16 protein-coding genes are annotated in these 22,496 nt (G+C 51.3%); 8 read left to right on the top strand and 8 right to left on the bottom strand.

The genetic code is table 11. The features are described 5' to 3' along the window. Positions 1 to 10: 10 nt before the first annotated feature. The gene (odhB, locus tag VIS48_01060; protein HEY9164729.1) at positions 11 to 1,270 is read right to left on the bottom strand and encodes a 2-oxoglutarate dehydrogenase complex dihydrolipoyllysine-residue succinyltransferase; all 1,260 of its coding nucleotides are present in this window, start codon (positions 1,268 to 1,270) and stop codon (positions 11 to 13) included. A 22-nt stretch (positions 1,271 to 1,292) separates the two neighbouring features. Beyond that, positions 1,293 to 4,085, bottom strand: coding sequence for a 2-oxoglutarate dehydrogenase E1 component (locus VIS48_01055; protein ID HEY9164728.1), 2,793 nt, complete (start codon positions 4,083 to 4,085; stop codon positions 1,293 to 1,295). A 268-nt stretch (positions 4,086 to 4,353) separates the two neighbouring features. Between VIS48_01055 and sdhC the strand changes: the two genes are divergently transcribed. The 8 genes from sdhC to VIS48_01015 all read left to right on the top strand — a co-directional run bounded on the left by sdhC (position 4,354) and on the right by VIS48_01015 (position 15,924). Continuing rightward, positions 4,354 to 4,770 carry a succinate dehydrogenase, cytochrome b556 subunit gene (gene sdhC, locus VIS48_01050; GenBank protein ID HEY9164727.1) on the top strand — a complete coding sequence of 139 codons (417 nt, stop codon included), beginning with the start codon at positions 4,354 to 4,356 and terminating at the stop codon, positions 4,768 to 4,770. Positions 4,771 to 4,773: 3 nt separating this feature from the next. Beyond that, positions 4,774 to 5,124 carry a succinate dehydrogenase, hydrophobic membrane anchor protein gene (sdhD, locus tag VIS48_01045; protein ID HEY9164726.1) on the top strand — a complete coding sequence of 117 codons (351 nt, stop codon included), beginning with the start codon at positions 4,774 to 4,776 and terminating at the stop codon, positions 5,122 to 5,124. Positions 5,125 to 5,142: 18 nt separating this feature from the next. Then, entirely contained in the window at positions 5,143 to 6,927 is a 1,785-nt protein-coding gene (sdhA, locus tag VIS48_01040; protein HEY9164725.1) for a succinate dehydrogenase flavoprotein subunit, read from the top strand. A gap of 32 nt (positions 6,928 to 6,959) precedes the next feature. Beyond that, on the top strand, positions 6,960 to 7,667 hold the full coding sequence (locus tag VIS48_01035) for a succinate dehydrogenase iron-sulfur subunit (GenBank protein HEY9164724.1): 708 nt from the start codon (positions 6,960 to 6,962) through the stop codon (positions 7,665 to 7,667). 150 nt (positions 7,668 to 7,817) lie between these two features. Next, positions 7,818 to 11,330 (top strand): tetratricopeptide repeat protein, encoded by a 3,513-nt coding sequence (locus tag VIS48_01030; protein HEY9164723.1) that lies wholly within the window; start codon positions 7,818 to 7,820, stop codon positions 11,328 to 11,330. Continuing rightward, positions 11,330 to 12,562, top strand: a complete 1,233-nt coding sequence (locus VIS48_01025) for a hypothetical protein (GenBank protein ID HEY9164722.1) — start codon at positions 11,330 to 11,332, stop codon at positions 12,560 to 12,562. The genes VIS48_01030 and VIS48_01025 overlap by 1 nt, the downstream gene beginning before the upstream one ends. Further along, positions 12,562 to 13,545, top strand: a complete 984-nt coding sequence (gene obgE, locus VIS48_01020; GenBank protein ID HEY9164721.1) for a GTPase ObgE — start codon at positions 12,562 to 12,564, stop codon at positions 13,543 to 13,545. Before VIS48_01025 ends, obgE begins: the two co-directional genes overlap by 1 nt. A gap of 405 nt (positions 13,546 to 13,950) precedes the next feature. Then, positions 13,951 to 15,924 carry a PAS domain S-box protein gene (locus VIS48_01015; GenBank protein ID HEY9164720.1) on the top strand — a complete coding sequence of 658 codons (1,974 nt, stop codon included), beginning with the start codon at positions 13,951 to 13,953 and terminating at the stop codon, positions 15,922 to 15,924. Between the two features lie 91 nt (positions 15,925 to 16,015). Here the strand turns inward: VIS48_01015 and lat are convergent, their stop codons facing one another. From lat to VIS48_00985, 6 genes are all read right to left on the bottom strand, one after another. Continuing rightward, positions 16,016 to 17,413, bottom strand: coding sequence for an L-lysine 6-transaminase (gene lat / locus VIS48_01010; GenBank protein ID HEY9164719.1), 1,398 nt, complete (start codon positions 17,411 to 17,413; stop codon positions 16,016 to 16,018). A gap of 73 nt (positions 17,414 to 17,486) precedes the next feature. Continuing rightward, complete coding sequence (locus tag VIS48_01005) at positions 17,487 to 18,983, bottom strand: aldehyde dehydrogenase family protein (GenBank protein ID HEY9164718.1); 1,497 nt, start codon at positions 18,981 to 18,983, stop codon at positions 17,487 to 17,489. A 9-nt stretch (positions 18,984 to 18,992) separates the two neighbouring features. Beyond that, the gene (locus VIS48_01000) at positions 18,993 to 19,310 is read right to left on the bottom strand and encodes a hypothetical protein (GenBank protein HEY9164717.1); all 318 of its coding nucleotides are present in this window, start codon (positions 19,308 to 19,310) and stop codon (positions 18,993 to 18,995) included. Then, entirely contained in the window at positions 19,311 to 20,624 is a 1,314-nt protein-coding gene (purB, locus tag VIS48_00995; protein ID HEY9164716.1) for an adenylosuccinate lyase, read from the bottom strand. After that, positions 20,625 to 21,782, bottom strand: a complete 1,158-nt coding sequence (locus tag VIS48_00990) for a trypsin-like peptidase domain-containing protein (protein ID HEY9164715.1) — start codon at positions 21,780 to 21,782, stop codon at positions 20,625 to 20,627. Beyond that, positions 21,772 to 22,344, bottom strand: a complete 573-nt coding sequence (locus tag VIS48_00985) for a glycerol-3-phosphate acyltransferase (GenBank protein HEY9164714.1) — start codon at positions 22,342 to 22,344, stop codon at positions 21,772 to 21,774. Before VIS48_00985 ends, VIS48_00990 begins: the two co-directional genes overlap by 11 nt. Positions 22,345 to 22,496 lie beyond the last annotated feature (152 nt).

Below are 22,496 nucleotides of genomic sequence, written 5' to 3'. Positions count from 1 at the left end.
TCGTCTCGACTTAGCCGAGCACCATTGCAGCGGGGTCTTCGATGAATTCCTTTACCTTGGTTAGAAACTGCACGGACTCACGGCCGTCGACAATTCTATGATCATAAGTGAGCGCGACGTACATCATAGGCTTCACGACGACCTGTCCTTCCTCAACGACGGCCCTGTCAGCAACTTTGTGCAAACCGAGGATCCCAACCTGCGGCGGATTCAATATCGGAGTGCTCATCAACGAACCGAAGACTCCCCCGTTCGTTATCGTGAACGTTCCGCCACGAAGATCGTCAAGTGTGAGTGTGCCGTTCTTCGATTTATCTGCGAAGTTTCTGATCGACAATTCAATTTCCGCGAACGATAGCGATTCCGCGTCACGAATTACAGGCACCACCAGTCCTTCCTCAGCGCCGATTGCGACTCCGATGTCGTAGTAGTATTTGTAGATAATGTCGTCGCCGTCGATCTCGGCATTCAAGCGGGGGAATTCCTTCAATGCTCCGACTGCCGCCTCCACGAAAAACGAAGTGATGCCGAGGTTAATCCCGTATTTTTCGTTGAACCGCTCTTTGTACTTCTTTCTCAATTCCATTACGCGGCTCATATCGATCTCGTTAAATGTTGTAAGCATCGCAGCTGACTGTTGGGCTTCAACCATCCTGCGCGCGATCGTCTTTCTTCGAAGGGACATCTTCATGCGCTCTTCACGACGCTGGCTGTCTCTTCCGTGAAATATCGGCTGGTTGCCGGCCGATTTACCGTTGCCCGGTTCCGGAGATCGATCCCTTGATCGAATAAAGGATTCTACATCGTGCTTCGTAACCCTCCCGCCTGTCCCGCTTCCCGAGACTTCCGATACGTTCAGTCCGGTCAAATCGGCAACTTTCCTGGCCACGGGTGTCGCCTTGTCGTGCTGCTGCCTTTGAAGTTCCGGTTCTCTTCCTTCTTCGATCGGACGCGATGCTGTATCTGTCTCCTTTTCCTGAGGGAGCACTTCGCTTTTGGTTTTCTCGGCAGTTGTGTCTACCACTGCCGTCGGTGAAGACTCCATCTCTCCTATGACGTCTCCGATGTGGACAGTTTGTTCTTCGCCGACCAAAATCCTGCTCAAAATTCCGGCCGATTGAGCTGAGACATCGACGTTTACTTTTTCAGTCTCCAGCTCAACGAGGCCGTCGCCGATTTCGACGCTGTCGCCCTCTTTCTTCAACCATCGGGTAATCCTCGCTTCAACCACGGACTCTCCGAGAGTTGGTACGGTTATCGTGCTTTTCATCTCGTCTCCAGATCCTTTGTGTTCATATGCTATCCTCGGATTTCAGTGTCGTATCGTGTACCATGTTGCCTTCGAGTTTAAACGCTCTGCTGACAAGTTCCGCGTGGTGAGCGGCGTGGAGTGCGGTGGATCCCTCGGCGGGACTCGCATTCGCTTCACGTCCCACGCAAGTGACTCGCACCTCGTCACCCGCAAGTTCGATGAGACGAGGCTGCACATATGTCCACGCACCCATGTTCAGTGGCTCTTCCTGAACCCATCTGAGTTCCTTGATACCCTGGTAATTGGTCAAAAGATCTTCCAGTTCCTCCGCAGGGAACGGATAGAGCTGTTCAATTCTTATTATTGCGTTCGATTCGTTCGATTGCCTGTATGTGCTGTCGATCAGATCGACGAATATTTTTCCGCTGCAAAGTATGAGGCGTTCCGCGGTCTTGGTAAGCGAATCGGATTTCGGGTCGTCAATAACTGGCTGCCATTTCCCCTCGAACAGTTCACGAGGGACGGACGCAGTGCGCGGATGCCTCAGAAGTCCCTTGGGTGTCATTACGATCAAAGGAAGCGGATCGGTTTTCAGCAGAAGAGCTTGCCTCCTGAGAAGATGAAAATATTGTGCGGCAGTTGTGCAGTTAGCGATCCTTATGTTTGTTTCAGCTGCCAATTCGAGAAAACGTTCCAGCCTACCGCTCGAATGATCGGGACCCTGACCTTCGTAAGCGTGGGGGAGGAGCAAAACAAGAGAAGGAGTCTGACCCCATTTCGCCCGCGCCGATGTTATAAATTCGTCGACCATGATCTGTGCGTTGTTAATGAAATCTCCATACTGTGCCTCCCATATGACGAGGCGTTCTGGCTCTTGAACATTGTATCCGTACTCGAATCCGATTGCAGCGTTCTCAGTCAACGGGCTGTTGTGGATCTCGAATGCGGCTTGAGATTCGGTGATGGATTGAAGTGGCGTGTACTGACTGCCGTTCCCGACATCGTGATAGGTAATATGCCTGTGACTGAATGTACCCCGGTCCGAATCTTGGCCGGTCAGCCTTACAGGGATTCCCTGGTCCAGGACCGAAGCAAGGGCGAGCGTTTCGGCTGTGGCCCAATCGATGGTAGCCGAGTCGGGATTGTCGAAGGCATGTCTGCGCTTCTCGGCGACTCGTTCCAATTTCGGATGAACGGAAAAGCCTTGAGGAAACGACAAAAGCTTTGCGTTCAAGCTCCTCAGCTTATCAACATCGACGCTCGTCTTGACTTTCTTAGCCGCACCGAACGGTGGAACCGAGGCGCGCTGCTCAATTAGCGCGTTTTCAGGGACTAGCGACGCCAATGCCGATTGTAATTTCCCGAAGTTTGTAGCGACGAGTTCATCCGCCTTAGCTTGCGATATCAATCCCCGCCTGGCCAGGGTCTCCGCCCATTTCTGCCGAACCGTCGGAAGTTTATTGATCCGATCATACATCAATGGTTGAGTGAACGTCGGCTCATCGCTCTCATTGTGACCGTGACGCCTGTATCCGACAAGGTCGATCAAAAAATCTTTGTGAAACTTTGCACGGTATGCGGACGCAATCCTTATCGTCTCGATGCATGCTTCCGGATCATCGGCGTTGACATGAATGACCGGGACCTCGAATCCCTTTGCCAGATCGCTTGCGTATCGGGTGCTTCTCGTTTCATGCGGCACCGCCGTGTATCCGAGTTGGTTGTTCGTGATGATATGAATAGTGCCGCCGGTCGAATACCCGTCAAGCCTGGACATGTTCAGAGTCTCTGCCACAATTCCCTGGCCTGGGAAGGAAGCGTCGCCGTGGATAAGAACCGGCAGCGTTACGTCCGCATCGAACCCGGGTTTGCCACCGCCCTCTACAGACGTTCCCGCGGCGCGTGCCATTCCTTCAATCACGGGGCCGATGGCTTCGAGATGACTTGGATTTGGCGCGAGGAAAATGCTCAGTCCCTCCGTCGAATCGGTGCTCGGTATCTTATATGCGCCTCTATGATATTTCACGTCTCCCGTCCAGTCGAGGTCCGCACGAGAATTCCTGTTCCTGGCCGGATCCTTGAATTCCGCAAATATCGCCTGGTAAGGAAGCTGCAGGATATGAGCAAGGACGTTCAAACGTCCACGATGCGCCATTCCTATTACGATCGACCGCATCGACAGCCTCGAAGTGAGTGCGACCAGCTCGCTCAGCATGGGGACAAGCATGTCGACGCCCTCGATCGAGAATCTGAATTTTCCCGGGAACGACCGCTGAAGAAATTGTTCGAGGACTTCGATCGCGGTAAGTTTTTCAAGAATCCCTTCGTCGTCGAAAGGCATCTTCGGGGGAATGAACTGTTTCCCCTCGATGACGTCGCGCAGCCATTCTCTTTCATCATGAGAATGAACATGCTCGAAGTCGAAACCGATGCTTGACATGTAAATCGACGCGAGCTCTCCGATCGCCTCCAGCGCAGAGCCGGTTACTTCTGTCAGCGGTCCACCGACCACACTTGCCGGGAGCTCTGCGAGTACAGCGTCCGTCAGTCCGTAATGCTCCTTAGTCAATGTCGCGTCGCCCGAAGGGAGTGAGCCGAGCGGATCGATATGTGCGGCGAGATGACCCGACTGCCTCAGGTTTCTGGCAAGAGTCACGGCTGCGACAATCGTTCCCCAGTTGCCGATGACAGGAGTCTCAACTCCCTCCGGTTTCCAGTTTCGGAAAAAATCTCTTGTGACGGCGTCGACTGAGGAAGGGTCCCTCAGGAATCTATCGTATAACTCGAGTACGTAGCCGGCGTTTGGTCCGAAGAAATCGTTTATAGTATTCATTTAAGATTTTATTTGGATGTTCATTTATTGGCCGATCGAGCACACCTTACCTCTTTGACGGAGATGTTTTACAAATGGGCGCAAATACTAAACGCAAAACATCGGTCAGGTGTTCTCTGATTTCGGTTCCATTCGCTTTCGTCCGCAAACAAAATAGCAAGAAACCTCAACTTTTTCACGGAGGGATGGGGCGTGTTGTGATTTTAACATTGCATAAAAACACGCCCCTGTTTAAATTTCGTACATTAATCTTCAATAGGAGATGACCATGGCTTACCAACCCAAACCACCAGAGGGATGGTTAAAGACAAATCTGAATTACTACAAGCATAGCGGGAGCTGGGCGTGGATTCTTCATCGCGTTACCGGACTCGGATTGACGGCGTACATATTTTTGCACATCTACGCGTTGACGACGCTTACCCAGGGTGAGAAGGCTTTCGACGACGAGATGAAACTATTCATGTCTCCCGTCTTCAGAATACTCGAGTGGCTTCTCTTCATCCTCGTATTGTATCATTCTTTCAACGGGATCAGGATCGTGCTCGTGGACTGGGCAAACGGTGCAAGGTACCACAAGAAGATTTTGTCAGCCGTGTACATACTCGGAATTATATTATTCTTCGCGATGGGATATCTGATGTTCCGTGAACCAATCGCAAACATGTTTGCTTCATCGAGGTGATCTATGTATAAACATTCGGGCTCTAGAGGCAGCGGCGCTCCAGGTTGGGTGCTCCAGAGAATTACTGGAGTCCTCCTCGTAGTCGTCCTGCTCGCACATTATTTTGTCATGCACGCAAATCCCGAGAGCGGTCATTCATATGCTGCTGTGCTTGAGAGAATGCATCACCCCTTCTGGAAAATGTTCGACCTTACTTTTATAACTGTCGGGTTGTGGCATGGACTGAACGGCACGTGGGGGATCTTCCGCGACTATGAGATGAAACCCGCCGTCAGTCTCACGATATACGGGATAATAATAATGTCGGGAGTTGCTTTCTGGGTTCTCGGCGTCAACACGATACTTTCTTTCTAAATCGAAGAGGCAATCTGAATGGTAAAGCATCAGTACGATGTAATCATTGTGGGAGCGGGTGGAGCGGGCCTTCGCGCGGCCATTGAAGTCCCGGAAGGATTTACATGCGCCGTCCTTTCAAAAGTTTTTCCGACCAGATCACATACGGGCGCCGCGCAAGGTGGAATAGGTGCCGCACTCGGAAACGAGGAGGAAGACAGCTGGGAATGGCATATGTTCGACACGGTGAAGGGAAGCGATTACCTCGGCGACCAGGATGCTATAGAAATCATGACTAAGGACGCAATCAGGGCGGTTATCGAGCTGGAGCACATGGGAATGCCGTTCTCAAGAACCGATGAAGGTAAGATCGCGCAACGCCGTTTCGGAGGACACACACGACCCGAGAATCCTTCTGATCCGGATTCCAAAAGAGTCGCCGTTCGTAGATCGTGCTATTCGGCAGATAGGACCGGGCACGTGATGCTCCATACGCTCTATGAGAATTGCATCAAGCAGAAAGTCCACTTCTTCTCGGAATATTTCGTCACCGATCTGGTGATGAGCGGTGGAGTTTGCTCCGGCATCGTTGCCGTCGATATTGCCACAAGTGAAGTACATGTCTTCCATGCCAAAGCCGTCATGCTGGCAACCGGCGGTTACGGCAGAGTCTACAGGATAACATCCAATGCTCACGTCGGGACAGGGGACGGATTTTCTTTCATCTACAACAACGGTCTTCCACTTGAGGACATGGAGTTCGTGCAATTCCATCCGACCGGTCTCTGGAAACTCGGAATTTTAATCTCCGAGGCAGCGCGAGGTGAAGGCGGAATACTTCTGAACAGCAAAGGCGAACGCTTCATGGAACGGTACGCCCCGACTGTGAAAGATCTTGCGCCGCGCGACATGGTATCGCGAGCGATTCTCACCGAGATCAGGGAAGGCCGCGGGTTCAAAGGAAGCGACGGAACTTACTATGTTCACCTCGATGTGTCTCATCTGTCAAAAGAGGTCATCAAAGATAAGCTTCCGGAGATTACGGGATTTGCCAGGACTTATCTAGGCGTGGAGCCCACGAAAGAACCCATCCCGATACAACCAACCTGTCACTACGCGATGGGCGGAATCCCGACGACGGTAGATGCAGAAGTAACGAAAGACAAAAAGAACACAGTGGTGCCCGGACTATACGCCGCTGGGGAAGCGGCCTGCGTGTCTGTCCATGGCGCCAACCGGCTCGGCACTAATTCACTTCTCGACCTCATAGTGTTCGGACGCAGAGGGGGAAAAGCCATCGCCAATTTCATTAAGGACGCCGAGTTAGCTCCTCTCCCGGCCGATGCAGCGGATCGTTCGCTTGAGAAGATCGACAGGATAATGAATTCCAGGGGAAAGGAAAGAGTCGGCGCTCTCCGCGTGGAGCTTCAGGAAAAGATGATGGAAAAGGTCGGGATTTTCCGAAACGAAAAAGATCTTAAAGAGATGACCACCGAAATAAGGACTCTCCGTGAAAGATATCAGGACATCGCGATAGACGATCACGGTAAAATTTTTAACACCGATCTCATGGAAGCGATCGAACTTGGAAACCTGATCGATACCGCCGAGCCGATTATTTACGGCGCCCTAGCAAGAGAAGAGTCCAGGGGCGCTCACTCCAGGGAAGACTTCCCGAAGAGAGACGACAAAAAATGGCTCAAGCATACACTGATTTATAAGGCAGACGGTGTCAGGTCTGGAGCGAAAGGGAAAGCTGAACCTAAGATCGACTTTAAACCGGTTTCTATAACGCGGTTCCAACCGAAAGAGAGAAAGTATTGATCCACCCCGTATTCATCGGGAAAGGAGAATAAATGAAGGTTACTCTGCGAGTACAACGCTATAATCCTGAAAGAGATACCGAACCTTATTACCAGGAATTTATTCTGGAAGCGGGTGACGACAAGGAAAGAATTCTTGACCTTCTTCACCAGGCGAAGTGGAAGTACGACGGCACGCTTACGTTCCGCCGGTCATGCGCTCACGGGGTTTGCGGATCGGACGGAATACGCATAAACGGCAGGAACAGGCTCGCCTGCTCGACGCTTCTCAGGGATGTGAACTACAAAAAGGCAATCGTCATAGAGCCTCTTCCTTCTTTACCGGTCGTGAAGGATTTGGTTGTAGACTTGTCGGATTTCTACAAAAAGTACGAGGCGGTTAAGCCATATCTTGTCGCTAACTCGCCGGCGCCGGAACATGAAAGGCTCCAGAGCAACGACGATGCGGAAAAACTTTTCGAGTCAGCCAAGTGCATCCTCTGTGCCTGCTGCACCACGTCATGCCCATCGTCGTGGTCCGACGAGAATTATATCGGGCCTGCGGCGCTGCTCAAGGCGTACAGATTTGTCTTTGATACTCGCGATGACGCGGCGGATGAGCGCCTGGACGTTATCGATACACCCGACGGCATCTGGCGATGCCACACAATCTTCAACTGCGTGGAGGCGTGCCCGAAGGAAATCAACCTTACATGGCACATATCCCAGTTGAAGAAACGCCTCTCCGAAAGGGAAATTTAGTTTTCCGGTTCATCTGGACCACGGATGGCGGGCGATGCATTGCCCGCCATTTGCGTTTAGATGGCCGCTTGTGGAGTTCTGTGAGGCAGCAAATCCGGTTATTCGGGATTTATCCGCATAATCTTTGACAAATAGACTTTATATTTAAGTATGCGTAAAAGAATTTTGTTAGTATCCGTGGTAGTCTTCTGCGCGTCGGTAAAACTTTTTGCTCAGGAAACTCAGGTCGACTCCGACCTGAAGTTCGGAATAGAGCTGTTCAGGAATCAGATGTACGATCTTGCCGAAGAACAGTTCAACAAATTTCTCCAGCAATACCCGGCATCTCCGTCCGCGGGACAGGCGCGATACTATCTCGCCCTCTCCCAGCTCGACCAGAAGAAGTATGCTGATGCCGCAGGAAACTTCCAGACTTTTGCAATCCAATATCCGAACGACCCGCAGGCGCCTTCTGCCTGGATGAATGCGGGTGACGCCTTCGCAAAGGGAAATGATTTCGCGAACGCCGGTTTGTCATATGAACGACTGAAGGTCTTTTATCCGAAGGATCCTCAAGCACCTGCGGCGCTCCTGGAAGCCGCACGATTCTTCAACATGTCGGGCGATACTGCCCGGGCCGAGATTTCGTTACTCTCCATCGTCCAGGATTATACTTCTACATCGAGTTATTTTGAGGCGACATTCCAGCTCGGCAACCTGTATTTCGATTCGGGCCGACTTCAGAAAGCAGAAAACCAATACAAAGCGCTCCTCGCTTCGGACAACGATTCTGTCCGGGTGATGGGATTGCTCGCCCTCGGCAAACTAAATAAGATGACAGGCTCGATCCAATCGGCTGAGCAGTATTTCGCAGAAGCAGCGAAGATAGGCATTTTCCCACAAAGCACAGATGCTGTCCTCGAAACAATTGAAATCGATCTCGAGGCGGGTAACTATTCGCACGGGTTCGAAGACGCAAACCGCCTTCAGTCCTCGAAGCTTACATCGGAGGAGAGAGAACAGCTCGATTACGAGATCAACTACGCGCAGCTTGCGCTCGGCAATAATTCGATTTATAGGAAGAACGCCGCTAAAATAAAAGTCCTGCCCTGGAAATGTCGGATCAGGATTGCTTCGCTTCTAAAGACTAAGGGCGAGTACTCCGAGGGTCTGGCCGTGATGAAGAATCTTCCGGCGAAGGGTGTCGATAGTTCTGCTCTGGATCTTTATGCGGAGCTCGCCTATCGCGCAGGGAAAATGAGTCTCGCCGATTCGCTGCTTCATCTCTCGATCCAGGATTCAAAGAGCCCGGATCCCAGAATTATAGTGAAGTTGCTTGATATCGAGAAAATGATCCTCAATGACGGTGAAAAAGTCGGAGCGACATTTGCGCGCTATCGCGACTACCTGAAGGACAGGCCGGACGCGCTCCTGTTTTATGGTGCGATAGACGATGAAATTTCCGAGGATTACGGCGACGCGTCCGACAAACTTGAGGAACTCGAGAAGAGTTTCCCCGAATCGGACTATCTTTCCGCCGCCGACAGTTTGTCTGATATCATAGCTGATTCAAAGGGGTTCGATTATCGCGACGCTGTTGTAGAGCTTGCCGACATTCTCATGCAGCAGGGCCTCTCGTCATCAGATAAAACCAACTCGCTGATGCGTCTCGGGAATTTATACGAAAACATTTTGAAGGATCATTCGAAAGCTGCGAGGATATTCGAGGAAGTGGCTTCCACCGATACCGGCAGCAACCAGCGTCTGGCAAATTATCTTCTCGCATCGGCGCTCGAAAACAATGAGAAAGAGAAGACAGACAGGAACTCAAAAGCATTCGACATATATCAGCAGCTTTCTGCCGAACCCGCCGCCGACTCGATCGCAGAAAGATCACTTTTCAAGCTCATGGAGCTGCAAGCATCGTCTGGTGATTCTGTAGCGGCTGAGAATTCGGCATTAAGTTTTGTGAAACGCTTTCCTGCCTCACCTCGCCTGCCCGAAGCATGTTGTCTTCTCGCCACCGTACTCTTCAACTCAGGAGCGTACCATGACGCAGTCGCGCAGGCGTCTCTGGCTACCCCGCTCCCTGCGGCTGCGCTGATTCTTGCAAAGTCGGAAATTGCCCTTGACTCTCTTGATAATGCAAAATCGATTCTCGAGAATCTTATGAATAGCGATCCTCCCAAAGAATCCTTGATACGCGGCGAGCTTGTGTATATCGGGCTCCTCAAACGAACGAATGCAGATGCGGGGGAGACTTATATCGACCTGCTGGATAACCTCGTTCCGTCGAAGGTCAAGGACAACGTCGCTGCTCAATACGCCGATTTCCTTTACTCTACGGAGAAATACGATTCAGCTTTTTCTGTTTACGATCTGATCGGGAAGGACGAGCTCTGGCACCGGACATCTTCACAACTTAATTACAAAATGGCGTACTGCATGTTGAAGACAGGCGATCTTGAGAGCGCCAGGGACTTGTTCCAGCAAGTTGCGTCGACAGCGTCCGACACGTCATTAAGAAATGATTCTTTTCTTCAACTCGGAGGTATTTACAGGAACCTTGGCGATAGCAAGATGAGTGCCGCCTTTTATGAAAAGGCGGGCTCGGGCGACGAGGGCGCGCTTGTAAATGCCGGTGACACGTATTTCAAGCTGGGCGATTTCGAAAATGCGCAAGAAATATACGGTAAGCTCCAAAATTCCACGAAGAGTGATTCGGTAAAAGAGTACTGTGTCGCAAGACTCATCGAGATTGATTACAAGGATGGAGATGTAAAATCGGCGGACTCGAAGGCCGCTAAGTTCAGGAAATCATACAAAGACGGGAGCAGCGAGTACCTGGCCCGTTTCCTGGTGGACAAGGCGGAATATTTGATTGACAACAAGAAGTATGATGAAGCAGAAAAACTTCTGGACGATGTTAAAAGCGATTACGAAGACACGCAGGCCTATCCGGTTTCCCTCCTTGATCACGCGCGGGTCTTCGTTGAGAAGGAGGACCTCGACAAGGCTCAAGCGACGTTGACGGAGCTTCTCACAAAGTTTCCAGCAAGTGCCGCTGCCCTTGAGGGGCATCTTGAGCTTGGAAACATTTTATATGCGAAGGAGAAATATCAGGAGGCGGCCGACAATTTCAGGATGGTCTATCTCGACTCTCTCGCGGATCGCGGGCTGGTCAGAGACGCGATGAGCAGGCTGGTAAGTTCCTACGAATCGCTGGGGTTGTTCGACGGCGCGCTCGAAATAAGCCGCAAGTTCGTGAAAATGTTCCCGGATGATAAGTCGATAATGGATATGAGGATAAAGATCGGAATCCTCTACGAGGAGCTGAAATATTTCGATCAGGCGCTGCTGACTTTTCAGAATCTGGCAAAGGATGCTAACCGTGACTACCAGGCCGAGCTTCATTACTACATCGGCGCGATATACGATGACAAGGGCGATTACGCCAACGCGATCCTCGAATTCCTGAAGGTACCTTATCTCGTCAGTCCTTCGCCGGCGGTCGATTGGGCAGCGCAGGCCTACTATTCTGCCGGAAAGTGTTACGAAAAGCTCAACAAGCCCAACGATGCGATCACGATGTACCAGAAAATTGTCGACAAGCCGAATACCGACCCGACATTTGTTGCGGGCGCACAAAGAGAAATTAACCGCGTGAAGGCGCTACTAAAATAATGTTTGAAAAAGAGATCTCGGGTTATGCGTTCAACGTCGCCAAGCGTTACACCGGGGACAGAATCCCGCTCGGCGTAATCCTCACTGACGTCGAGCTCCCTGACAACTTCAAGAAATTCGCGGACGCGGAAGTCGAAGAAATGATCGACAGGGAGGAATTGGGAGAGAGCAGAACCGGTCGGTTCGATCTCTCTGAGCCTCAGATCCGCGCGCTGTTCAAGGAAATAAGACATGTGCTCAAGAACTCGTTCGAGTTCTCCAGAGAAGAATTTCTCGAGGTTGCGGGCAAGGCTTCAAAGTTCATCTACAACTACGTGATCCGGCCCAAATGGACTCTTGAAAAGTTCATCTTCAAGGGCGAACCTGAAGTGGGGCGGAGGGAGATCGAGAACGCCGCAAGATATTTGAGTGATTATCCTTTTTATCTGAAAGGGATTTTCGAGTATCTCGATTTCCACGATACGGACAAGCTCGATTTGGAGTCGTGGAAAAAAGTTCATGCGAAGATCGATGAACACATTCTCGCGACAATTTCCACAAGGCTCGAGAACATTACTGCCGCATTATACGATCTGTTTAAGTTCTCGACCGATGCTGCCAGGGTTCCCACCGACGCGCTGATACTTTTCTTCCGTGACAAATCCGATTCTGATATGGTCGATAGGATTGAGTTTGCAAAAGAAGTGAAGAACATTGCGGCGCTTGATACGAACGCGCTGAGGAGTGTTTTTGAGGCGACAACGAAAGACGTGAATCAGAATATTGCCGTGCTTAAGTCTCCCGAGTCTCCCCCGAAGGAGTTTCGTCCATTCGAGATGAAGCCGGTGCCGGGCCCCATGCAGCCAAAACCGGTCGAGACGCCAAGGTTTCAGTCACCGGGTCGAGAGACACCGCCGGATATCCAGCAGATCATGGCTGAACATGCGAAATCAGTTGCATCAGCCCCCCCGCCGAAACCAGAGACGCCGGCCCGCAGGCCTGCAGTCAGATCGCTTATCTCTGCGAAAGCGGAGCTGCGTATTGTCAAGAAACTGTTCAAAGGGAGCCGCTCTGCATATCAGGTTGCCCTTCACAGGCTCGATGAATGCTCCGATTGGCAGAGCGCCTCGCGGATCGTTGAAGGAATTTTTATCGACAATGGAATCGATCCGTTTTCGAAATACGCTGTCGCGTTTACCGACGCAGTAAGCTCGAAATTCCGGGGGGACGTCTCCACCGGTTCGGGAAGCTGATGCATTTTGTCGACGAGGCGCTCATCCACGTTAAAGCTGGGGACGGCGGTAACGGGTGTGTCAGCTTCAGGCGCGAGAAGTTCATCCCGCGTGGCGGGCCGGATGGGGGAAACGGCGGGAGAGGCGGAAGCATCGTTCTCGTTGCAGACAAATCTCTAACTACGCTGCTCGACTTTCACTACAGGGCCTCTTTCAAAGCGGCGCGCGGTCAGCACGGCCAGGGCTCCACGAAATTCGGAAGAAGCGCCGATGACATGGTGGTCAAATTGCCTGTGGGAACAATTGTCATGGATGCTTCCGACGGCGGCGTAGTAGAGGACATGGTGAAGGACGGCCAGAGGTGCATCGTCGCAAGAGGCGGACGTGGCGGACGTGGCAACGCGGAATTTGCTACGTCGACCAATCGCGCTCCGAGAAAAGCGGAGCCCGGCGAAATCGGTGAAGAGAAAGATCTCAGACTCGAACTTAAGCTGCTTGCCGACATCGGACTTGTCGGATTCCCGAATGCGGGAAAGTCAACTCTCCTTTCCGTTATCTCCGCAGCGAAACCGAAGATTGCCGATTACCCCTTCACTACTCTGACACCTATTCTCGGAATCGCGAAATACAAAGAGCGGTCTTTTGTGGTGGCCGATATGCCGGGTCTCATAGAGGGCGCCAGCCGCGGCAAGGGATTAGGAATTTCTTTCCTTAAGCACATCGAAAGGACTAAGGCGATCGCCGTGCTGATTGAGGCGACATCCGATGAGCCGCGCAATGACTTCCAAATGCTCCTGGAAGAGATGCGCGTTCACAATAAGAGCCTTCCTTCGAAGGTGAAGCTTGCTGTCTTTACAAAGACCGACCTCATCGACGATAAACGATTAGCTGAGCTTCGCAAAATCATATTTCCTCGCAGAACGAAAAAGCTTTTCATCAGTTCTGTTACAGGAGAGGGCATCGAGGGATTGCTTGGCGCATTCTGGACCGCGCTGAAGAGATGATGTGTTTCCAACTCTCCACTGTGCCCGGCTCAACACGTGGTTCTGGGATCGGAAATCCTTGTGGGTCGGTAACTCGTCTTGACTTTCGAGCGCCGAGATTCTAATATTAATAACAAAGCACCTTCACACCACCCCCGTCGGACCATTCAAAAGACCGCATTAGATGGTTGATCTTCCGATCTTCTGCCTGTGCGATGAAACTTGTTCGGATCGTCGGCAGCACGAAAGAGAAGATTGGATCGGCAATACACCTTCTCGTCGGAATCGAAGTACGAACACACGACAATGAGCGGATCTTGGGGTCGTGCCCTGATCCGCGCGTGAGAAGGGCGAACTCGGGAGATGTCGGGTGAACAGTCAGGATGGCGCTGGTAACTCGTCTGAATATGTCAGGAGGAACTGGGCATGAAATTCATCGGCCACATTTCAATCAATACGAAGCTGGTGATCGGGTTCGGACTGATCATCGTGCTCCAGTCAATCACGATCTTAACTGCGTATCGAGCACTCGAGGATGCAGGCACGCCCGAGAAGACCCTTTTCGATGTGAATTTTTCGAACGTCTACGATCTTGCGACACTGAGGTCCAATATTAACGGTGAACGCGTCGCAGTGGCTGCCATGATTATGACGGACAAGGCCGAATGGGGAAAATGGAATGCCGATTTGCAGGCGCGCATACAGAAGGATGAACAGATCATTGACAGACTCATCATCGGCTTCAGAAGTAATCCCCCTCAGCTCAGCAGGATGAATGAGTTCATCGCCGCCAGGGAGAAGTACGAGCAGGCACAGGCAGCGATTCTGCGATCCCTATTTGACAGTTCAAACCGCGCCATGGCAAAACAAATATTCTTTCAGGTGTCTGTGGATCTTCATTCGACGATGAGGGCTATTGCCCTTTCGTTGGAAGAAGAAGAAGGAGCTGAAGCGAGCCGCATGGTGGAGGTCGACCGCATAAACTCAGAAGATCGCGCTCGTACCTACGTATTGTACGGGATCGCGACCTTAGCGATGGCTCTTGGGCTTGCCGCCATGATGAAATGGCTGTTGTCATCCTACATAGGGGAAATCAGGAATGAAGGTGCTAAACTGGCCTCGGTGGGTAGGGCACTTAAGCTATTGAACGTCTGCAACGGCATCTCCATTCGATCAAAAGAGGAAGACCAACTTCTCAGAGATACTTGCCAGGCGATCATAGACGTAGGTAGACACAAGCTCGCATGGGTTGGTTACGCTGAGAATGATGAAAGCAAATCCGTCCGACCTGTCGCCCTTGCTGGTGCTGATCATGAATATGTCGATACGATCCAGATATCGTGGTCGGACAGCGAAAGAGGACGAGGACCAACAGGGACAGCAATCAGATCGGGCAAGCCTGTCGTCTCTCAAGACACAATGACAGACACCTTCTTCGAGCCATGGAGATATGAGGCCGTTGAAAGAGGAATCAGGTCTTCGGTCGCTGCTCCGCTCAGGAACGGCGAAGTAGTATTCGGTGCGCTCATGGTTTACTCGGCGGTCCCACACGCATTCGACGGCGAGGAGCTGGAACTCCTATCTGAGCTTGCCGACAACCTTGCATATGCGACAGTAGCAATTCGCGAAGGCGTGGCTTTGGCCAATGCGGAAAAAGAGCTTCGGATCACTCTGGAAAAATATCGCGTCCTTTTGGATTCAATTAATATAGGCGTAAGCATCACCGACGAAAAAGGCCGGATCGTCGAGGCAAATCCCGCTTCCGAACGACTTCTTGGCATATCAACAAAGGATCACACAGGGAGGACAATCGATGGGAAGGAATGGAAGGTTATCCGGCCTGATGGGAGTCCGATGCCCCCTGAAGAATACGCGAGCGTCAGAGCGCTTAAGGAGAAACGTGCAGTCGACCATGTCGAAATGGGAGTCGTTAAAAGCGAATCAGATATTACTTGGATGAGCGTAAACGCCAATCCGATTCCGCTAGAGGGATACGGTGTCGCGATAACTTACACCGATATCACGGAGCGCAAGAACTCGGAACACAAATTAGAAAAAGCAAATGCCTACAACAGGAGTATCCTAGAAGCGAGCAGTGATCCTATAGTAGTCACAGATATTGATGGCAAAATTGTGGACTTGAACAAAGCGACGGAGACAGCTACCGGCTATTGTCGCGCAGAACTTATCGGCACCGAATTCTCAGACTACTTCACAGATCCACAACGAGCCCGTGAGGGGGTTTCCCGTACATTGGCTCGTGGTTCTGTAAGCGGATATCAGCTGACGCTAAGTGTTAAATCTGGCGAGAAGACAGAAGTACTTTTCAATGCGAGAGTATTTCGTGACGAGGATGGAAAACTACAGGGAGTTGTTGCGTCCGCCCGCACAGTCGAATGAACTCCTGAGCATCTGAACATCACGCAGCATCCGCAATCGGCAGTATGAGAATGACGCCAGAAGGGTGTACCAGGATGCCGGAAGTCCGGTCCTACGCGCCGGTGGGCATTTCGGCGAGAGCTTTCTTGATTATCCCGATTCCTTCATCAACTTCTTGTTCCGTCAGATTCAACGGCGGTCTGAATCGAATTGTCTGTATACCGCAGCCTATGAGGAGCAAGTTCCGGTCGAAGACGCGTTGACGTAACTCGAGGCGCTTCTGCGGTGAAGCCATATCGAACGCGCAAAAAAGTCCAAGACCGCGTGCGTTAAAGACCAGATTTTCATACTGGGATTGCAGTTCTTGAAGGCGTTTGAGGAGGTATTTCCCAACCTTCGCGGCGTTCTCTACGAGCTTCTCTTCGTGGATGATTTGAAGGTATTTGGTAAACCTGACCATGTCAGTCAGGTTCCCGCCGAAAGTACTGTTTATTCTACCGGGAGTGTTGAACACCGTATCCTTCACTTCGTCGAACTTATTTCCGGCCAGCACGCCGCAAACCTGGGTCTTCTTTCCGAATGATATCGCATCCGGTTCGACGAAATGTTGATGCGCCCACATTTTACCTGTGAGACCTATCCCCGTTTGTACCTCGTCCATTATCATGATTATGTCGTTATCGGAGCAGAGCTCCCTCAGCCTTACGAAGAACTCCTTCCGCATGTGAACATCGCCGCCCTCGGCTTGAATCGGCTCGATGATCAGCGCCGCGATGTCTTTCCTGAATTCCACTATAGCTTGCTTGATTTGATTGATTGCGATTTCTTCCTCATGCTTCACAAGCCTCAGGTTGGCTTCGTTGAGCGGAAACCTGATCGCCGGATTGTTAATGCGCGGCCATCGGAATTTCGGAAAATATTTTGTCTTGATTGGATCGGTGTTCGTGAGCGAAAGCGTGTAACCTGTTCTTCCGTGAAAGGCTTGCCGGAAGTGTACCACTTTCAACCTGTCTTCAGCATCTTCAGTTCGATAGAAGCCCGATTCCAGATTTTTCCGCATGCGGTAGTCGAAGGCCGCCTTCAGAGCGTTTTCGACAGCGAGTCCGCCTCCTTCAACCAAGAAAACATGCGGCAGGTAGTCGGGTATAGCGTACTTTGAAAATGCCTCGATGAATTCCGCCATCTCGACGGTGTACGAGTCCGAGCTCGATGGTTTATGAACGGAAACACGCGCCAACCTGTCAAGAAAATCGGCGGTGGTCATCTTCGGGTGATTGAAACCGATCGGGGACGAAGCGAAGAAAGTAAAAAAATCGAGAAAATATTTCTTTCTCTTAGAGTCGTAAACATATGAGCCCTTGCTCTTCTTGAGGTCAAACACGACGTCGAACCCATCCACAAGCATGTGTTTCCGGAGTGTATCCATTACCTGCTCCGGTTTGATGCTCCCTGAGTAAGCCAGCTCCCCTACGTCCGTCGGATGTTCAGTTCTGGTTTTTGTTTCGTTCACCGGCATAAATCACCTTGTAGGAAATTTTAAATTATAAATTCTGAAATTAGGCTGCATTTTCAAGATAATGAAATTATGAATCACGATATGTGTCTATTTGCGCTCTCTGCAACTTGTCACTGTAATCGACATACACAGTTTTCATTTCCGTAAAGAAATCGAACGCGCTTGCGCCGCCCTCGCGATGGCCGTTTCCGGTCTGCTTCACTCCGCCGAACGGCATGTGAGTCTCGGCGCCGATTGTAGGTGCGTTGATGTAAGTTATTCCTGCCTTGATATCGCGAATCGCCTTGAACGCGTGGTTGACGTTTCTCGTGTACACGGCGGAGCTCAATCCGTATATAGTCCCGTTCAGCAGCTCGACGGCATGGTCGATGGATCTCGCTTTCATAACCGACAATACAGGCCCGAAGATTTCTTCGCGCGCGATTGTCATTTCCGGCGTAACGTCCGCAAATATCGTCGGCTTGTAGAACCACCCTTTGTCGAGTTGGCCCCCGCTTGCGATCTCGCCGCCGATCACCAGTCTTGCACCTTCCTTCTTCCCGATCTCCACGTAAGAGTGCACCCTCTGCCTTTGAGCTTCGTTCACGCATGGTCCGACTTCGGAAGTTTCATCCAAACCGTTACCGAGCTTAAGCTTCGAAGTTCTCTCCGTGAGCATATCGAGGAACTTGTCGTAAATCTTCTCGTGTACGATCAATCTGCTTGTAGCAGTACATCTTTGTCCGGTGGTACCGAACGCGCCCCAGAGCACTCCGTCAAGGGCGAGCTCAAGGTTTGCATCGTCCATTACGATTTCTGCATTCTTCCCGCCGAGCTCGAGCGAAACTCTCTTCAGTGTTTTCGACGCGATTTCGGAAATCCGTTTTCCGACTTCTGTCGACCCGGTAAAGCTGACGAGCTCTATGTCGTTATGTTCGACAATAGCGGTTCCAACTTCGTTTCCGCCGCCATGGACGATATTCAGGACTCCGGGAGGAACACCGGCTTCAATCAGGATCTCTACCAGCGCCGCCGCAGTCCGCGGTGTATCCGATGCGGGCTTAAACACAATGGTGTCACCGGATACGAGGGCAGGGAAGATCTTCCACGTCGGAATTGCCATCGGGAAATTCCAGGGACTTATCACACCTGCAACTCCCACAGGCACGCGCATCGACATGGCGAATTTGTTCGGCAGCTCGCTCGGAGCTGTCACTCCGAACATCCGTCGTGATTCGCTCGCGGAATAATAAGCCGTATCTATCCCTTCCTGAACGTCTCCGCGTGTTTCGAGAAGTACTTTTCCCATCTCCCGCGTCATCTCGCGAGCGAGATCCTCTTTCCGGGCGACCATTATGTCACCGGCCTTTTTCACAATGTCGCCTCGTTTCGGTGCGGGAGTGAGACTCCAGTTGCGAAATGCCTCCTTCGCCGCCTGAACAGCCGCATCAACATCGCGATGGTCGCTTTTTGGAAAAGTACCGACTATGTCGTTCCAGTCTGCGGGGTTCCTGTTTTCGAAAGTTCTTCCTGATCCGGCGTCCATATACTTGCCGCCGATGTAGTTCCTGAATGCCTGTGGCATGGGTTGCTCCTAGTTTGGAGTAAAGAAGAGAATGACCGAGAGGATGAGAATCAAGATGGGGAGAAGCGAAAAGAACAGGACATAGTGGAGCGGCCTGTTCAAAACCGATTCCTCTTCATGGAAAAGGTGCTTGCTGACAAGATGAGAGCCGGCCGCCGAGGCACCGCCGGCCCAGACGAGTAGTGTTATCGACTTTATCGGGCCCATCGAAAATTTCAAGAAGGTTATCTGCGCCGCCATTGCTATCGTGAGGCCGACGAGCAGCCCATAGACGCCTCCGAGCCAGACGAGAAATGGCTTGTTCTGAAGTGATGTGAAGTATTTCATTTACTGCTTCTTGAATTCTCCATCCAACCCGAGTGACTTGTATATGTAATCTACGTTTCCGAGTAGGGAGTTGACATCGAAAACCTTCTTTAGCTCATCTCGCGAAACCTTGTCGGCTACCTCTCGGTCGTTCGCCAGAGCAGCTAGAAAATCCTCGCCCGTTTCCCAACAATGCATCGCGTTCCTTTGTACGAGGGCATAAGCCTGCTCCCTTGTCAGTCCCTTCTCAATCAATTTTAGTAGGACATCTTCGGAATAATAAAGGCCGTGAGTGAGTCCGAGGTTCTTTAGCATCTTATCCGGATAAACGACCAAGTTCATGAAGATCTTCTGCGATTCCAGTATCATGAAATCCAGACCGATCGTCGCGTCGGGAAAGATCACGCGCTCGACGGACGAATGTGAAATATCTCTTTCGTGCCACAATGCCTGATTCTCCAGCGCGGACATGGCATAAGACCTGATCAGCCTGGCCATTCCGCAGATCCTCTCCGCATTGACCGGATTGCGCTTGTGAGGCATTGCTGAAGAACCTTTCTGGCCTTTAGTGAAAGGCTCTTCCGCTTCCATCACCTCAGTCCGCTGGAGATGTCGCACCTCAAGCGCCATCTTTTCAAGCGTACCCGCGACGACTGCAAGCACCGTCATGAATTGCGCGTGCCTGTCTCGTTGAATGACTTGTGTCGACGCAACCGACGGACGCAAGCCGAACTTGCTTGCCACATATTTTTCCACTTCGGGCGAGATGTGCGAGAATGTCCCGACCGCCCCTGAAATTTTTGCCACCGACACTTCGATGGTGGCCGCTTGAAGTCTCTCCAGGTCTCTTCCGAGCTCATCGTACCATACAGCCATTTTCAATCCAAACGTCACCGGCTCGGCGTGTATTCCGTGAGTACGCCCTATCATAGGCACAGACTTGTACTTCACACTCAGCTCCTTGATCATATTCCTGAGATCAAGAAGATGCTTCATCAGGATTTCGCCCGCCTGTTTGAGCTGAATCGCGGAAGCAGTATCCAGCACATCAGAGGAAGTCATGCCGAGATGAACAAACCGGGCCGACGGACCGACGTTTTCGCTCACGTTTGTGAGGAACGCTATCACATCATGCTTGACGGTGCGTTCTATCTCATCAATTCTTGCGACGTCAAATTTTGCTTTTGCTTTTACTTCAATCACGGCGTCCTTTGGAACCCGTCCCAATTCTGCCTGGGCCTCCATCGCGGCTATTTCCACATCCAGCCAGATCCGGAATTTATTCTCTTCACTCCAAACCGCGTCGATTTCCGCGGGAGAATATCTTCTAATCAATCAATTGCCTCCTTGATCGGATTCTCTTTCAATCGTTCCGACACGAATCGACAATTTGACAAGCTTATTATCTCGCAGCACTTCTACTCGGAATTTATCGCCCGGTCTCAGATCATCGAGCTGGGCCTGGAGAGCGTCGGCATTTCGGACGGGTTTGCCCTGGTACTTGAGGACGAGGTCGCCGCTTTTCACGCCCGCCTTTTCAGCGGGGCTTCCCGGCTCTATCGTGTTCACAAGTGCACCGGAAGCCTCGCTCAGTCCATAATATCTCGCGATTTCCTGATCGACGGTTTGCAACTGCATTCCCACCCAAGCATCGTGGATCACTCTGCCGTTCTTCCGCAGTTCGTCGACACTCCTCTGGACCCTGTTGATGGGAATGGCAAATCCGTAACCGTTATACGACTCACTCATGCCACCAGTGTAAATCATCGTGTTGACGCCGATGACTCTTCCGTCTGCGTCGACAAGCGGACCGCCGGAATTGCCCGGGTTGATCGCCGCATCCGTCTCAATCATATCGTTATAGTTCCTCGACCCGATCTTGGCAAGGTTCATTCCCAAAGAACTCACCACGCCAACGGTCACCGTCGGCTTGTTATTTATGTCGAATAGTCCGAACGGATTACCGAATGCAATTACCCACTCGCCGACAAGTATGCTGTCGCTGTTGCCCATTTTGCAGAAGGGAAGATTGGTCCCGTCAATTTTGAGAAGCGCGACGTCCGACATATCGTCATGACCTATGATCTTAGCGCTTCGTTTACTTCCGTCGGTCATCGTAACAACAACCTTCGTTGCGTTCTTCACGACGTGCTCATTTGTGACCACGTAGCCGTCAGGTGACACGATGAAGCCCGAGCCGAGGCTCTGAACCTCAATCTTCTGAGACCCGAAAAATTGACGGAAGAACGGATCTCCCTGGAAGAATTGCCTGAAGAACGGATCGTTCGACGCAAACGGACTTTGTTGCTCCTGCACTGCCGTTACATTTATTCCAACAACTGCAGGACTTATCTCTTTTACCGCACGTGTAATTGCCGTTCGCCGGCTCGAGGACGGGTCATCGGAAACAGACTGGGCGAAAACAGATTGAGCGGTGGTGAGGATGATCGACATCGAGAGGACGAACAATCTATTTCGAAAATTAGCTTGCATGGATCAACTCATTCTTCAAAGGGCCGATATGCTTGGAAAGAACTACCACAAATAATCCCGCTAGTACAAGTTCGACTTCGTGTGCGGACGAAAAATTCCAAAGGACTGCGAGTGCGCTGGCGAAAATTCCTACGACGCTCGAAAGATAAAGCTTAAGTCCGACTCCTCTCAGCGCCGCATAAATGACGAGATATGCCAGCACTGCAAGGGGTGAAAGGACTAGGAGCGCGCCTGCTGAAGGTGCCAATCCCCGCCCGCCTTTGAATCTCATGTAGACCGAATAATTGTGTCCCGTTACGACAAACAATGCCGCGACCGAAGAAGCAATGAGTCCGGAGATGTACAGAAACGAGAATGTCACAATCAATCCTTTGAGTATATCGACCGTGCCAACTGCAATGCCAATCCACTTTGAGCGGGTCACCTCGTACGCGTTCATCGCGCCTATGTTGCCGGTTCCGCCCTTGGTAATGTCGACGCCGTGAAAGTACCTCCCCATTACATACGCAGTCGGAAACGACCCAACAAGATAGGCTATCAGTGCGGCAGAGAGGTATAACACTAGAAATAATAGCCACAATCGGGCACATTTTCAATGAATCAGCATCCGACCGGGCATGCGAGCGATCGATTATTGCAGGCTGATGCCGCGTTTAGTCAAGAATTGAGCGATGAGGATTAAGAAACCTAATGAAGGGAATGAAAAGGAATCCG

This window comes from Candidatus Kryptoniota bacterium, from assembly GCA_036567965.1.
Classification (GTDB): Bacteria; Bacteroidota; Ignavibacteria; order Kryptoniales; family JAKASW01; genus JAKASW01.
This window is presented reverse-complemented; position numbering and strand designations above follow the sequence as displayed.

What these genes read in the sequence shown, in the direction of transcription:
- odhB (HEY9164729.1), bottom strand. Translation starts at nt 1,270, where the DNA reads ATGAAAAGCACGATAACCGTACCAACTCTCGGAGAGTCCGTGGTTGAA.
- VIS48_01055 (HEY9164728.1), bottom strand. Translation starts at nt 4,085, where the DNA reads ATGAATACTATAAACGATTTCTTCGGACCAAACGCCGGCTACGTACTC.
- sdhC (HEY9164727.1), top strand. Translation starts at nt 4,354, where the DNA reads ATGGCTTACCAACCCAAACCACCAGAGGGATGGTTAAAGACAAATCTG.
- sdhD (HEY9164726.1), top strand. Translation starts at nt 4,774, where the DNA reads ATGTATAAACATTCGGGCTCTAGAGGCAGCGGCGCTCCAGGTTGGGTG.
- sdhA (HEY9164725.1), top strand. Translation starts at nt 5,143, where the DNA reads ATGGTAAAGCATCAGTACGATGTAATCATTGTGGGAGCGGGTGGAGCG.
- VIS48_01035 (HEY9164724.1), top strand. Translation starts at nt 6,960, where the DNA reads ATGAAGGTTACTCTGCGAGTACAACGCTATAATCCTGAAAGAGATACC.
- VIS48_01030 (HEY9164723.1), top strand. Translation starts at nt 7,818, where the DNA reads ATGCGTAAAAGAATTTTGTTAGTATCCGTGGTAGTCTTCTGCGCGTCG.
- VIS48_01025 (HEY9164722.1), top strand. Translation starts at nt 11,330, where the DNA reads ATGTTTGAAAAAGAGATCTCGGGTTATGCGTTCAACGTCGCCAAGCGT.
- obgE (HEY9164721.1), top strand. Translation starts at nt 12,562, where the DNA reads ATGCATTTTGTCGACGAGGCGCTCATCCACGTTAAAGCTGGGGACGGC.
- VIS48_01015 (HEY9164720.1), top strand. Translation starts at nt 13,951, where the DNA reads ATGAAATTCATCGGCCACATTTCAATCAATACGAAGCTGGTGATCGGG.
- VIS48_01005 (HEY9164718.1), bottom strand. Translation starts at nt 18,983, where the DNA reads ATGCCACAGGCATTCAGGAACTACATCGGCGGCAAGTATATGGACGCC.
- VIS48_01000 (HEY9164717.1), bottom strand. Translation starts at nt 19,310, where the DNA reads ATGAAATACTTCACATCACTTCAGAACAAGCCATTTCTCGTCTGGCTC.
- VIS48_00990 (HEY9164715.1), bottom strand. Translation starts at nt 21,782, where the DNA reads ATGCAAGCTAATTTTCGAAATAGATTGTTCGTCCTCTCGATGTCGATC.